Genomic DNA, 13245 nt, shown 5'->3' with positions numbered 1-13245 from the left:
TACGCATGTGCTGTTTGTTGCAGCGTAAAATCTTTAGCTATAAACGGACTCTTTTTTAATTAAACCAAGCGTCTGTGAAGTAGACGCATGAATTTCGTTAAAGAAGTCTGGATGATCAACTAACGACATGCCATAGGAAGGAATCATTTCTTTTATCTTTGGCTCCCACTTGTTCATGTTTTCTGGGAAGCATTTTTCCAATACTTCAAGCATAACGTGAACCGCCGTCGATGCACCAGGCGAAGCGCCAAGAAGTGCAGCAACCGAACCATCAGCGGCACTTACAACTTCTGTACCAAACTGAAGCGTTCCTTTTCCTCCGGCTTCCGTGTCTTTGATTACCTGCACACGCTGGCCTGCTACAACGATATCCCAGTCTTCGCTTTTCGCGTTCGGGATAAACTCACGCAGTTCTTCTACACGTTTTTCATTTGATAACAGCACTTGCTGAATTAAATATTTTGTTAACGCCATTTCTTTGACGCCTGCTGCTAGCATGGTTAAAATATTATTCGGCTTTACAGAACTGATTAAATCCAAGTTTGAACCAGTTTTTAAGAATTTCGGCGAGAAGCCGGCAAATGGACCAAACAACAGCGTCTTTTTGTTGTCAATATAGCGTGTATCAAGGTGCGGAACCGACATTGGCGGAGCTCCGACTTTGGCTTTTCCATATACTTTCCCGTGATGCTGCGCAATCACTTCAGGGTTATTGCATACCATAAATAATCCGCTTACTGGGAATCCTCCAATATGCTTGGATTCAGGAATACCTGTTTTTTGAAGTAAAGGCAAGCTTCCGCCTCCACCTCCGATAAAGATGAACTTTGCCGTGTGGTACTCAACTTTGCCGCTGTCTACATCTGCGACTTTCACTTCCCACATACCGTCACTTTTACGTTTAATATCTTTTACACTTCGTTTGTAATGAACGTGAACCCCTTTATTCTTCAGATGGTCAAACAACATGCGTGTTAAAGCACCGAAGTTTACGTCTGTTCCCGAATCAATTTTAGTTGCGGCAATTGGTTCATTTGACGTGCGCCCCTTCATGATTAACGGAATCCATTCTTTTAGTTTGTCAGGACTGTCGGAATACTCCATTCCTTGAAACAACGGATTGTTTGACAGCGCTTCAAAACGCTTTTTCAGAAACGATACATTTTTTTCCCCTTGTACCAAACTCATATGCGGAATTGGCATGATAAAATCTTGCGGATTGCGAATCAACTTGCTGCTTACCAGATAAGACCAAAACTGTCTTGACAGCTGAAACTGCTCGTTAATTCGGATCGCTTTCGTTATATCTATAGATCCATCAGCTTTTTCTGATGTATAGTTTAGTTCGCACAGCGCAGAATGGCCCGTCCCTGCATTATTCCATTCGTTCGAGCTTTCTTCCCCTGCGTCTGCGAGTTTTTCAAATACTTTAATGTCCCATTCAGGTGCTAACTCTTTGAGTAATGATCCCAAAGTTGCGCTCATGACTCCGGCACCAATTAAGATAACGTCTGTTTTTTTCTGTACGTTGCTCATTATAACCTTCCTCATCCCCTATATTTGTAAAAAGATGTAGGCGCTCCTGCTTACGTAGTAAAAAAATTCAGGTGCGACCTAAGAACACACCTTTTTCTGTCTCACTTATAACTATATCACAGTATAATTGTCTGATGATTATAAACTATTCAAAAATGATAAAAAAGTGAGAAAATCGCCCACAAATTCCAAAAAACTTATTAAATTCCGTCTGCATTTTCTTTTATTAGTAAACTTTTATACCTACTTCTAAGTGGCAAAGCATCGATCAATAAAATAACAAACTATTCCAAAAATTCAGCTTAAAAACCAAAATAACTGTCTTGAAAATTTCACCTACTATAACTATACTCAGCCCAAAGAACAATCAGCACTATAAATAGAAAAGCCTTCATTCTTTTTGACTAGCTATACGTAGGTGTATTCATATATGTATAGAGCACCAGCTTATCCAGGTGCATTTTTAGAAAAATAAGTATATATTGCAATGACTAATTTCCAGCCCATATTGCAAGTTACAATATCTATGTCATATAACATACCATGAAATAAGTGAATAAGTAAATGATTATTCAGAAATTTATGTTATAAAACCTAACACGTATGTTGACTTTTACATAGACTATATTTGAATATTTAAAAGAAAACCCTCCAAATTTTGACGAGTGACATATTGTTATACGCTCGAGCATTTTTTTGATGAAGCATTTCCACAAAAATACCCCTTAGAGACTTTAGCAAATCAACGTGCACTTACAAAAAGCTTTTCAATCATGTAATTTACTTAAAAAATCCGTAAACGTATCTGCGATGTAAAATACATTGCTCCTTGCACGTTCTTCCACTTGTTCTTCAGTTAAACCTTTCTCTTGCATTAACACTTCTTTTTCAGCAGCATTTTCATGTTCCCAAAATACCACAATCGGATTGTCTATATTATTTTTACAATCTAAACAAAATAAATTTCCAGCGGGATCATTCGCAATAGGAAAAACCTTTTTCGAAAGCATAGGTTTATATAGTTCATATTTTTGAACAATGTACTTACTGCTTTTCTTATCAAAGCTAAATAAACTACCAAAACAACGCTCTACGTTGCCTACATTAAATTCTTCTGGTAATACGCTAGCACCTCCATTTATTTTTACACAATCAATATAATCTTTAGGTAAGTGGAATCCTAATTACCTTCCACTTTCTTCAACCTCATTTTCTGATACTTCTCAATCAGCATATTCCCACTCTAAATCTTTTCTCATCTAATTCCTCCTTATAAATACGGATTATTCCATAACTCCAATCAGAAATGGATATTTAATTCTTCACGAATCGATTTTTCTAGATAGTCTTCAAAGCTTCCGGCTAGAACTTTTTTTCCGCCAAAGTCAAAATCAACTATGATGATTTCTTTATTAGGATATTGAAAGCCTACTGGATTTCCCGCACTGTCTACTCCAATCACAACAAAATGCTCGTATCCTTGACAAAGAATATTTCTGAACTGTATAGATTTATCTACAAATGACGGTGTAGACACAAACTCTGCCTCTCTTAACCCTAAAACAACCGCTTCACCAATTGCCCCCGAACCATACCTCAAAAGAAATTTTTTAAAGTCCTCTGGAAGTTTCACTTTTAGCTTAGCTTCAGCTTGTGTCACTTCCTCACTAGTAACAGCACCGCCAAAAGCTTCAGGGTACATTTCCAACTCTTGGTCCACTGCTTTTAATAATTCGATCTTCATTCCATTCCTTCCCTTTCTGTAGATGATGATTTAATTCTTTTTTGTACATACTCTTGTTATCTTTGTAAGCGCAGGCTAGAAATTAAATCTTCTAAGGAGTTTGCAATTTTTTTAAAACAACCTCGTTCAAAATTTTCTAATTCTACTCTGCCGCTGAGATTATCGATCACAACTACCAAACCATTGCCTTCTATACCTATAGGAACCTTATCAAGCTTATCGCGATTTCTTTTATATCCCTTTAAGTTCCTTTCAAACGTATCCAATTCCACATTTGGTAATACAGCTTCTAACGTGATGTAATGGCTATCCAGAAAACCATCTAACTCCGCAAACCAGTAGGAATTAAAATAGCAGTCAATTGAAGAATGAAATTTAATATGAAACCTTTCTTCAAGTGGTTTTATATCGCTATGGTTATTTTTTTGAACAGGGTTCCATAAAATTTCTTCGTCTTCATCCACTTCCCCTTGATAAATCATTGATTGAACATTTTCATTGTAGGATGTTTTAAATAGGAAATCCAAACCTTTTTCAAAATATTCTCTTCTTACCTTAAAATAGTTGCTCATAGCATCTTTCATTGCCAATAACATCACCTTCACTTAAGACTTTTTCTAATCGTTCAGCATATGTTAGTTCTGTTTCTTCACGCCCTGTTATCTCGGATGAATTAATTCGTTTAAAAAATCCTTAAAACTATGGGCTACTTTATATGTATTTTCTTCTTCACGAGATTGGGGGAAAGAAAGAGAGTGGTCCCAGTAATACACACCGTGCCTTTCCGTATCAGTAATAAGTACAATAAGTCCCGAACCAGGATCATCTCCTATTACCAAACTACACGGCAGCATATCTTCTTCAAACTCTTCATAGCATTCAATTAAATCAAACGTTCTTGTTACACCTATCCCATACAAAACATCTAAAGGAATTTCTTGCTTTAATTCTTCAACAAAAAATTTACTATATCTTACTTTCGAAGTTCCTCCGTTATATTCACCTAAAAATTTTTTATAATCTTCGGGAAGTAAAAACCCCAAAAGTTCTTCTAATTTGCCAATTGATTCTTCCGTTGCTTGACCAAAAGCATTTACATTCATTTGATAACTATCTGGCAAGTTTACGTTGATCGTATCTTCTCTCTTTTTTATTTCATCAATACTGACTCCATCAGCCAAAAAGACAGAATCATTATATTCGTTTGTAACCTCTATGTTTTTTTCTTTTTTCATGTTACTTCTCCTTTCGTGTAACCTGTTACAACCGTTCTTTTTTTATATGTAAAATGATCAGTCCTCATATAAACAATTAAGAAAATCGTTGAAGCTATTTGACAAAAAATATATATTTTCCATTTCTTCAGTTTCCTCACCGTGAGCCCAATGATAGACTTGTCCGAAATACTGGTTGCTGATCCCAATACATATTTGATTCCCGCTTGGGTCATCTGCTATTGGCATAAACCCCGCTTCTACAATCTCGTCGAAAAAATCAAACTTTTTCTCTAAATTGTCATACATGGTTCCAATTCCATAAAAAATGTTTACTATACTTTCACCCAGCTTTTCAGATATCTTATAAACACTTGGATTTGGATAACCACCGTTATATTCCAGTAAAAAATCTCTATACTCTCTTGGAATTGTAATAGAATGACTATGCTCAAATCGTTCTAAATCTTCAATGGATAAACTTTCATGCATTCTTTCCATTTTCACTAAAACTCACTCCTTATTGATTAGCTTCTTCACCATTTCATTGCTATTTCTACTATATAGATAGTTTAAAATAACATTTACTAATAGGTAACTGAACGTTTAAAGGACAACGTTTTTAACCTTGTCCTTTGATTACTGATTTATTTTATTAAACTAGTAATTTAGAAAAACCGGAGCCTTAAAACCAGCACTAACAGTTTTTCAACAATAGCTTGATTTGCTGAGTTTGAGTAGCATTCACCCATTGTGGTTTCAGGCTTTAGTACACTTCACACTTCTTATGGCTAAGTGATGGATTCCATTTTTTCCTCAATCCAATTCATAGCTATTTCTGCATCTTCTTGAGAAATGACTCTTTTTTGGCTTTTATACTTATATGTTTCATAAGCCCAAACCAATATGATTTTAACAAACTCAACTGTTTCTAATTTACATACTGGTTCAACCTCATCTTCCTCTTCGTCGTAAAATGGATCTTCAATGATAGTGAAATCTTTATAGGCTATTATGCTGGAAGCATTTCCTCCATGTCTATATTGAGATATGTTTCCCTTCAATAAATCAATAAAATTTTCAATATCATTTTTTAACTCACTTAACCTCCAAGGTATATCAGACCCTAAAGGATTATTTATCATACTGGCAAATTCTAAAGATTTTTCTTCATCAAAATCCATTACAACCATATTAAATTCTTCTATATACTTAAATCTATAGTTATATTTAATCATCGCTACCTTTCCATCCACCTCAATGTTTGTACGATTATTCATACCTTTATTAACCCAATCAATAACCCATAAAAGCTGTAGACCAAATTACCGTTTTCATCACCATGACTCTATTTTGTTTTAACAGTATTGTTTCTTGTAACAAAATTTAGCATTATAGTTGTTTTTTATTATGATATGCCTAGGTGGTCGTGTAAAAAGAGCCTCCCAATTTAAAGTACAACGTCTTGATAACCTATCTCGGTTACTTGACCTTTCACAAGACAAAGTCCCTAATCCATTTTCCACATCCCACGTACAGTCAAACGTAAGCCCGATATCAAGAAAGTCGTTAAGGTCATGATCTGGAACAAAAATTCCAGCTAAAGTTATTTTTTCGAGAATTTTAGTAGCTGTTTCTATTAAAGGATACTTTTCGTTAAATTCAACATCGTAACCAAGTTCATATCTTTTTTGTTTATAATAATCTAATATAGACTCCAACATACTTTGTTGGAGTTGTTGCCACCTTTATAGTAAAAAATTATATGCCCTGTATTGTTCTTCCTCAAATTCCCCATCAGATTCCCCCCTGACTATTAACGCCACCTTAACTTCGTTCTCAAAAAACTCCATGTTTTTATATCCAATCATAAGTATTAAACTCAAGTTCACCAAAGACCGCATCATTTAGTTTCATTCTCTCTCTCCTTTGTTGTTTATTAAGAGACCCTCCTAGCATAAACGCTGCTACAAGCATTTCACCTACTCCAAGTGTTCATTAGCTCTCACGCCATGCTAAGCTCTTTCAAAATCATAAATAGGTTTTATACACATGTATTTTGATTCAAAATCATTAATTTGCTAGGCTGTACTCTCTATTAATTCTATAATTATTCACTAGTTATTCAGTTCTTAAGTTTCTTATAGACCACTGTTTTATTCACCACAAAGTGCTTTTTCTATAATCTGTTCAGCCCTGAAATCTTCATTTGAATAGTAAATGTATTCTGAGATGTCTTTCTTCACGGCATTTTCTACTATTAATAACAGATCATCAATTTCATATTCCTTTTCAGAAACATTCAGTATCTTGGTGACCATATTAATCAACTCTTTTTTAGAAAAGTTGTCTTTTTTCCTGTTCTCATAGTCGATTATTCTATTACTAATGTAGTCGTAATTCTGTTCAGAATAAAATAAACCAGCCACATCAGAAAAAGTTACGAGTGACTGAAGTTCTACAATTAGTTTATCAGAAGGCTCTAAAAGATTTCTTTGCTTTATTATTTCTTCAACTTGTTGTCTAATTTTTGTTTGCTTCATCTTAACGCTCCCCCCTACAATAAACTCCCTAACAAAAAGTGCTTGTTGTCTTTAATTGCATGACACCTTTATATGCCTTAACACCCTCTACATTACAACTGACGAGTTCGTTGCTTTAATATATCTTTGATGCTACTCATGTTCATCATCCACCAGCTGAAGAATTATAATCTACCTCTACATTTTGTAGTCCTACTATTACTTTATTCATTCGTGCCAATAAATCTTTTATTTCGTCTAATGTTAGCTCGTCTTCCGCTTCCTTTGGGTTAAATTTTCCTAACCTCCCTGTTATACCTCTAATATGCCCAACGAAGACTTGCTCATGGGTAATTGCAATTTCTCCAATAGCAGTATCCACAATAAAATCTTCTACCTTGCCTAAATTATCAAATTCATCCGTTAGTTTTGCTATAGCATATCTATACCCTCTACCTTCGTCTAACAATTCTTTATATGTTTCCTGAATTGCATCAAATATTTCATTATACTCCCAATCTTTCAATAGTCTTCTCCTCCAATAAAGTAACCATTTTCGTCCTTCTTTACCGTATCATCAATTAATAATATACCTTTTATTTTTTTAACTAAATTCAAGTTCCTACCTTTTCTCTCTTTTTTAATCAAGAGGGCCTTATAGGGATATGTGTTCGATTAGCAAAATACTTATTATACATTCCCCTTTAACGTTATTAATCCTCCACCGTAAAACAATTCGTACCAAACTTTATATAAAGCTAAGCGGCTAAAACTAGCTCATTATGATGTAAGTAAAATCTTTTCATTTGAATGTACCTCTTTCATCTTAACAATCGAAAAGAGCCAATAGCGATAACGCTATTGACTCCCTTTTGTAAATCTACTCCTACATATAACCCCGCTACCTTAACATCTTCAAGATCTTGCTGCTTTTGTGCTGATGACAGGTCCGATATCAAGTAATATTTTAGTTGCTTTATGTACAGATTCTGTTTTATTGATTTTCATTTAATTTCTCTAAGATTGAATTAACTTTTTCTGAATATACATCTGGATTGTCCTCTCTTATCTCAAGAAGAATTCCTTTAATTATTTGTTTTGTTGAGCTATCTACATCTTCTAACGCGTTAATATAAGATGCTACTAAACCTTCCGAATTTAAAAGTGTCCGATGAATTCTTTCCGCCCAGAATTCTGCATGAGGTAACATTTTAGGAATACCGATAGCCAAGTTGTATAGTCCTTCCTCCGTCCCAGAACGGTCAGCAATATAAAATATCGTTTCAATAAGGTAATCGCCAGCTGATGGCTCAGCAATATCTTCCTCAAAAATTGTACAAAGGTCAGGGATTATATCATTTATTCCTCTGTGCGATAATTCATTAAGAATATTTTCAAACTCTTCAATGTTATCTCCTTCATTATCTAGAAAACGCATTTTGTATAAAATAGAAATATCCTCTTGAAATTTCATGGTGCTTTTCTCGCTTTCTATCCACTGGTAATTTAACTTGCCAAATATCTTCAAACCATTATGCCCATACTATTTATAGGAATAAATATATTCTTTATCTCTTATATAAGGTGATGTTTGTTCAAGCTTGTGAATGGCTTGTAACTGTTCAACAGGCGTCATTATCTGAAGTCGCATTAGTTTTTCAAGACCTGTTTCCTTTAACAGACACTACTACGATTTATGTTTTCAAAATATGGTGCTTGATCGCTGTGCTTCAATTGCTTTACTATATATTCGGGGGATCGTTACCCGTTTATAAAAGCTAGATTTTTATCATATATCCAAAACTCCGTAGTGAGTTTACAACGCTTTGTCACTTAATTCCCCATTCAGGTGATAGAGTGCCTTTTTAGGTAATGATAAAAAAATTATATACATAAACTACGTTTCACTTCTGCCAATAAATCTATCAGCTCAGTTTTCTCTGGTTTTTTCTCCATTTCCTTATGTACATTTATATTTAAATAATCATAAAATGTTTTAAAATCTAAAAAAGCTATTTGTTCAATTTTAACAGCTGGATATCCCAACTCTATCAAAACATGTTTTTCATCTAGTAGTCTAGGCAGTTGCGCCATATCATATTCATCTAAATCAGACTGAAAAAGAGCAAAGACAATCTCTTGTCCATAACCTTTTCTTTCAGCAAAGCTTTTTAATGCTTTTTCTAGATATTTTCCATTTATGAAATTAAAATAGATTACCATCAATTTATCAATCTCTTCTTTACTTTCATTTACTTGATATTCTCTACTCATTTTCGCCCTCCCGTAACATTATATCTTTAATTAATAATAGGGAATTCTTCTTCATAGGGTGAGACAATCTCCACTATGTCTTCTGGTCATAAATCTTCTTCATTAACAAAAATTGATTCAATAAGGGCTGGACAGGGAACATTCCATTCTAGAATTTCTATATATTCACTTTTCAAAAAAACTTTGAAAAGAGTATATCAAGTTTTTTGTAATCGTTCGTCTTCTTCCTTTACAAATTATCACCATCTTCATTGTGTCTATTCATCACCCAGTAAAATGTCATCTCACCTAAGCTCGTACTCCGTTTTTCTATTTTATCATTACACACAGTACTCCCTGACCGTACAACCATTATGAGTTTTTACTTTTTAACACCCTATTTCAAATTGCAACATCCTGGTAACCTACTTCAGCTACTTTTTCATTTAATAAACGAATCCCTAGCCCATTTTCTATATCCCATGTACAATTAAATGTAAGTCCAATATCCCGACCGTCAAAAGAACCTACATAGGGAACAACTATTCCATCTAAACGTATCATCTCTGCTATTTCATCAGTTGTTTCAACGAATGGATAGTGTTCATTTACTTCAATATCATAACCTAGATCCTGACGCTCTTGTTTGTAGTAGTCTAATATTGATTGCAAAAGGCTTTGTTGTAACTGTTCCCAATTTTGCATAAGTGAAATATATGCTGCATATTGTCCCTTATCAAACTTGCTATCCTCAGCACCCTTTACCATTAACGCTATCTCAACTTCATGGCCTAAAAAGACAATGCTAGTATCCTTAGACCACACCAAATCATATTCAAGCTCACCAAAAACCGCATCATTTATTTTCATCTTATTTCTCCTTTTTATTTATTAGCAAATCCTCCCGGCTTAAACGCTGCCACATTTATCTCTCCTACTCCACCACTAATTGTGATTTCCACAACGTACTTTAAACGAATAGCAAGTATTAAATTAAAACTCCTTGATGGTATTACTCATGAGCTCTCGCTTCTCAAACTAACCATTTTCTTATTGTCTCACTACATTGTAAACGAATACCTTCTCATCACATCCAACTTTATAAAAAAACCTTGAAAGGCATTTAGCCAATCAAGGTTATAAAATTCGTTAGAACTATATAATCATCTTTTGTGATATTGATGGAAACCTTTGTAATCAAACTTTCAATTAGCTGTTGCTATCTCTTTCTTCTATGAATTCTAAAAACAAATCTTGTAGTTCTCCTAATGTAAAAATTTATCACTGTGGCGTATTACATTTATTTTTCTTGGAAATGTACCATATCATAAGGGTAGTACGGAGTATCTTTTAAAGCTGAGTCATCTAATTTTAAGATTTTTGCGATTGCTCCACTTTCAAAGCTCCAGTAACCACTATAAATATCATGTTTGTTTTCATGCGCATCGTACCATGCTTCATCTGAATGGCCCTCATACCAATATTTATTTATATATTCTTCCAGTTTTTCTATGGAATTCTCTTGTGAAATTTTATTGTTTTCGATTACTTCTTTTAATTTTACATATGGATTTTTCACATAAAATTCACTCTGCTCATAAAAATCTGAGGCCTCACCATTTCGAAAAGCAATAAGATAATTAATCAAATAATCATTTAACCCTTCTTTCCTAATCATTGTTACAAGTCTATTAAATTCTTTATCTTCAATATTTAGCATCACTGCTATGGAGGTCATCCATAGCATACGTATATACCCACTTTCTTTATTCCATACTTTCTCCATAATACCTATTACTTCAGGTAGAAACTCACGAATGTTTTGAACAGAGAAACCCGCAGAGTACATAGCCCTTAATTTATTAAAATAATAGCCTTGCAATGCTATGTATCCATTCTTTAAACCTTTATCATCTTTCCCTCTTTCTTCAATAACTTTTTCAATTAATAATAAAAATTTTTCTATTCGTTTTTCCTCATAATGAATAAACTCATCGAAATATATATTAGTTTTAATTTTATCCCGTAGCATACTCTCTCTCCCACCTTTTATTCTTCAAGGATTTTCTTTACTACTTTTCCATTAGGCATAACCTGTATAACAATCCTTTGAACATTTTCTGGATTGAGCAACATTTCCGTCACAATTTCGTCTGCTTTTTCCTTTGACAAAGTGCTATCTAACCTTTCATTTCCAAGAATCCAATCTTCACTCATTTGCTTCCCATCGTTTGTTTTTCCTAACCTGGATGTATTATACTTAGCCTCCGCTATTACATACTTAGGTGGTGGAGATGCATTTTCATATACACCATCTATTCCTTTAACAATTTTTTGATTCAACGTTAATACACGATCATCACTAATTCTTGTATAGGTTTGACTTTCAAAGAAGTCATCCATTTTAATTTCACCATAGTTCCCTTTATGCTTTGTTGTTTTTAAGACCACTTCGCCACTTTCTACTGATTGTATTACCGTTCGTTGTTGTACTCTAGCGGCTTCCAGTGTTTCAGCTGATTTTCCAGATTTATTGGCTACTTCACCCGTATCCTTATTCCCAATACTTCTATCTGGTTCCTTCGCCTTCCCTCTCTCTTCTACCTTCTCCACAGCTTTCGACTCGCCCTTGGAAACATCTTTAACCTTATGCTTGGTTACAGTCTTTTCTGCTTTGTTTACGCGAAGTACGTATTCTGCTCCTTCGCTTCCGTATTTCACCACTTTCCCTGGCACTCTCGTAAAGCCGCCAAAAACAATTCCTGCTCCAGAAACAGAACGGTCAAAACTAGATAGTTCATTCCCCGTAATAGGATCGTATCCTACACTTTCTTCCCATCCACCTTTTACATTGGAAACTACAGGCACCATATCCGCTACAAAAGAAACAGCTGCTAGACCATCCTGTTGTTGCTTTTTGGCTTCTTCCTCATATACACTTCTTGCGATTTCAGGCTTTTTGTAATTCTCATATAGATACGGATACTTTTTCAACTCTTTTTCTAATTTTGCTTTAGAATGAGCAAGCGCCGCAAGATCCCTCTGAACCTTTGGACTGTTTTCCTTTTGAATATGTTTAAAAACTTCTTTAACATGGGGAGCTTTTTTTTCAAGCTGTTCGAGCTTCTTTTTTTGATCCAGTGGATGCATCATTTCCAGCTCTTTTAGCTGTTTTAGTCCAACTGTTTTAATAACTTGCTTTTCTTTTTGTTGAATAGTCAGCTTTTTAGGACTTGTAGTTTCTTTTTTAGTCCCAACACTCCTAACCTGCAACTGACGCATCACTGATTGCATAAGCATTCCCTCAACGCCCGTAGCGTTTTGAAGAATCTGTTGAGACGTTAGCATGCCTACAGTTGAAGAATCGTTGAGTGCCTGCAGGTATGGGCTTTTTTCAAGTTCCACTGCTTGCTCTGCAGGTGACAGTTCCGCTAGTTTTTTCATGTTAGCAGGTGCCGTATCCTGCTGAACTTGCGTTAGCACTTCTCTTATGTAAGGCGAGGTTTTTTCAAGCCTATGAATTTCTTTTAACTGTTCAGTAGGCGTCATTGCCTGAAGTTGAATCAGTTTTTCAAGACCTACTTCCTTTATCACGTTCTCTTGTTTTTCTTTTCGTGTCAAGACTTTTCAAATATAGCCTTACCCCTCATTACCTACTGTCATTAATTCTTGATTACTATCTCTACTCTTCCTTGAATACCTTCTCATCACATGCAACTTTATAAAAAACCCTTGAAAGGCATTTAGCCAATCAAGGAATAAATAATATATTCGTTAAATTTCCAATCTACTAATAAATCAAGGTAATACTTATCATTTTCTTCTATTTTCTTCAAAAATCAGCAACCTTACCTATAAATTTAAAGCTAACATAGAAATTTAGAAAACATATGTACTTAAAGCACTTGATTGTCTACGGTAGGCAACACATGCTTTTATTATTAGATTACATACAATATAGGATATAAATTTCGTA

Annotated in this window: 13 protein-coding genes and 2 pseudogenes; all 15 read right to left on the bottom strand. The window is 34.5% G+C overall.

What is annotated here, in order from left to right; translation table 11 throughout:
* Nucleotides 1-33: 33 nt before the first annotated feature.
* Nucleotides 34-1536, bottom strand: a complete 1503-nt coding sequence (locus tag ACWATA_RS10620) for a malate:quinone oxidoreductase (protein WP_013083523.1) — start codon at nt 1534-1536, stop codon at nt 34-36.
* Between the two features lie 767 nt (nt 1537-2303).
* Nucleotides 2304-2795 (bottom strand): annotated as a pseudogene (locus tag ACWATA_RS10615) (SMI1/KNR4 family protein).
* 41 nt (nt 2796-2836) lie between these two features.
* Nucleotides 2837-3280, bottom strand: coding sequence for an SMI1/KNR4 family protein (locus ACWATA_RS10610; protein ID WP_033579277.1), 444 nt, complete (start codon nt 3278-3280; stop codon nt 2837-2839).
* A 56-nt stretch (nt 3281-3336) separates the two neighbouring features.
* Entirely contained in the window at nt 3337-3852 is a 516-nt protein-coding gene (locus ACWATA_RS10605) for a SecY-interacting protein Syd (RefSeq protein ID WP_394532619.1), read from the bottom strand.
* A gap of 87 nt (nt 3853-3939) precedes the next feature.
* Nucleotides 3940-4383 carry an SMI1/KNR4 family protein gene (locus tag ACWATA_RS10600; protein ID WP_221818147.1) on the bottom strand — a complete coding sequence of 148 codons (444 nt, stop codon included), beginning with the start codon at nt 4381-4383 and terminating at the stop codon, nt 3940-3942.
* Nucleotides 4384-4572: 189 nt separating this feature from the next.
* The gene (locus ACWATA_RS10595; protein WP_473050218.1) at nt 4573-4995 is read right to left on the bottom strand and encodes an SMI1/KNR4 family protein; all 423 of its coding nucleotides are present in this window, start codon (nt 4993-4995) and stop codon (nt 4573-4575) included.
* 290 nt (nt 4996-5285) lie between these two features.
* The gene (locus ACWATA_RS10590; protein ID WP_473050217.1) at nt 5286-5732 is read right to left on the bottom strand and encodes a hypothetical protein; all 447 of its coding nucleotides are present in this window, start codon (nt 5730-5732) and stop codon (nt 5286-5288) included.
* A 212-nt stretch (nt 5733-5944) separates the two neighbouring features.
* A pseudogene (locus ACWATA_RS10585) lies at nt 5945-6411 on the bottom strand (DUF6985 domain-containing protein).
* Between the two features lie 239 nt (nt 6412-6650).
* A complete protein-coding gene (locus tag ACWATA_RS10580; protein WP_325075343.1) occupies nt 6651-7037 on the bottom strand; it encodes a hypothetical protein in 387 nt (128 codons plus the stop codon).
* A gap of 145 nt (nt 7038-7182) precedes the next feature.
* The gene (locus ACWATA_RS10575) at nt 7183-7542 is read right to left on the bottom strand and encodes an Imm3 family immunity protein (RefSeq protein ID WP_155008020.1); all 360 of its coding nucleotides are present in this window, start codon (nt 7540-7542) and stop codon (nt 7183-7185) included.
* Between the two features lie 468 nt (nt 7543-8010).
* Nucleotides 8011-8490 (bottom strand): Imm30 family immunity protein, encoded by a 480-nt coding sequence (locus ACWATA_RS10570; RefSeq protein ID WP_098578644.1) that lies wholly within the window; start codon nt 8488-8490, stop codon nt 8011-8013.
* Nucleotides 8491-8900: 410 nt separating this feature from the next.
* Nucleotides 8901-9290 carry a ribonuclease toxin immunity protein CdiI gene (gene cdiI, locus ACWATA_RS10565; protein ID WP_452637465.1) on the bottom strand — a complete coding sequence of 130 codons (390 nt, stop codon included), beginning with the start codon at nt 9288-9290 and terminating at the stop codon, nt 8901-8903.
* A gap of 381 nt (nt 9291-9671) precedes the next feature.
* Entirely contained in the window at nt 9672-10139 is a 468-nt protein-coding gene (locus ACWATA_RS10560; protein ID WP_325077811.1) for a DUF6985 domain-containing protein, read from the bottom strand.
* Between the two features lie 430 nt (nt 10140-10569).
* Complete coding sequence (locus ACWATA_RS10555; RefSeq protein WP_325075341.1) at nt 10570-11301, bottom strand: PoNi-like cognate immunity protein; 732 nt, start codon at nt 11299-11301, stop codon at nt 10570-10572.
* A gap of 17 nt (nt 11302-11318) precedes the next feature.
* Complete coding sequence (locus ACWATA_RS10550; RefSeq protein ID WP_473049819.1) at nt 11319-12863, bottom strand: pre-toxin TG domain-containing protein; 1545 nt, start codon at nt 12861-12863, stop codon at nt 11319-11321.
* Nucleotides 12864-13245 lie beyond the last annotated feature (382 nt).

The organism is Priestia sp. USM5 (assembly GCF_058323215.1).
Note: the sequence above shows the minus strand (reverse complement) of the source record. Positions and strands in the feature narration are given on the sequence as shown.

Bases quoted from the DNA above. Each gene is read 5' to 3' on its own strand.
- ACWATA_RS10620 (WP_013083523.1), bottom strand. From the start codon at position 1,536: ATGAGCAACGTACAGAAAAAAACAGACGTTATCTTAATTGGTGCCGGA.
- ACWATA_RS10610 (WP_033579277.1), bottom strand. From the start codon at position 3,280: ATGAAGATCGAATTATTAAAAGCAGTGGACCAAGAGTTGGAAATGTAC.
- ACWATA_RS10605 (WP_394532619.1), bottom strand. From the start codon at position 3,852: ATGAGCAACTATTTTAAGGTAAGAAGAGAATATTTTGAAAAAGGTTTG.
- ACWATA_RS10600 (WP_221818147.1), bottom strand. From the start codon at position 4,383: ATGAATGTAAATGCTTTTGGTCAAGCAACGGAAGAATCAATTGGCAAA.
- ACWATA_RS10595 (WP_473050218.1), bottom strand. From the start codon at position 4,995: ATGGAAAGAATGCATGAAAGTTTATCCATTGAAGATTTAGAACGATTT.
- ACWATA_RS10590 (WP_473050217.1), bottom strand. From the start codon at position 5,732: ATGATTAAATATAACTATAGATTTAAGTATATAGAAGAATTTAATATG.
- ACWATA_RS10580 (WP_325075343.1), bottom strand. From the start codon at position 7,037: ATGAAGCAAACAAAAATTAGACAACAAGTTGAAGAAATAATAAAGCAA.
- ACWATA_RS10570 (WP_098578644.1), bottom strand. From the start codon at position 8,490: ATGAAATTTCAAGAGGATATTTCTATTTTATACAAAATGCGTTTTCTA.
- cdiI (WP_452637465.1), bottom strand. From the start codon at position 9,290: ATGAGTAGAGAATATCAAGTAAATGAAAGTAAAGAAGAGATTGATAAA.
- ACWATA_RS10560 (WP_325077811.1), bottom strand. From the start codon at position 10,139: ATGAAAATAAATGATGCGGTTTTTGGTGAGCTTGAATATGATTTGGTG.
- ACWATA_RS10555 (WP_325075341.1), bottom strand. From the start codon at position 11,301: ATGCTACGGGATAAAATTAAAACTAATATATATTTCGATGAGTTTATT.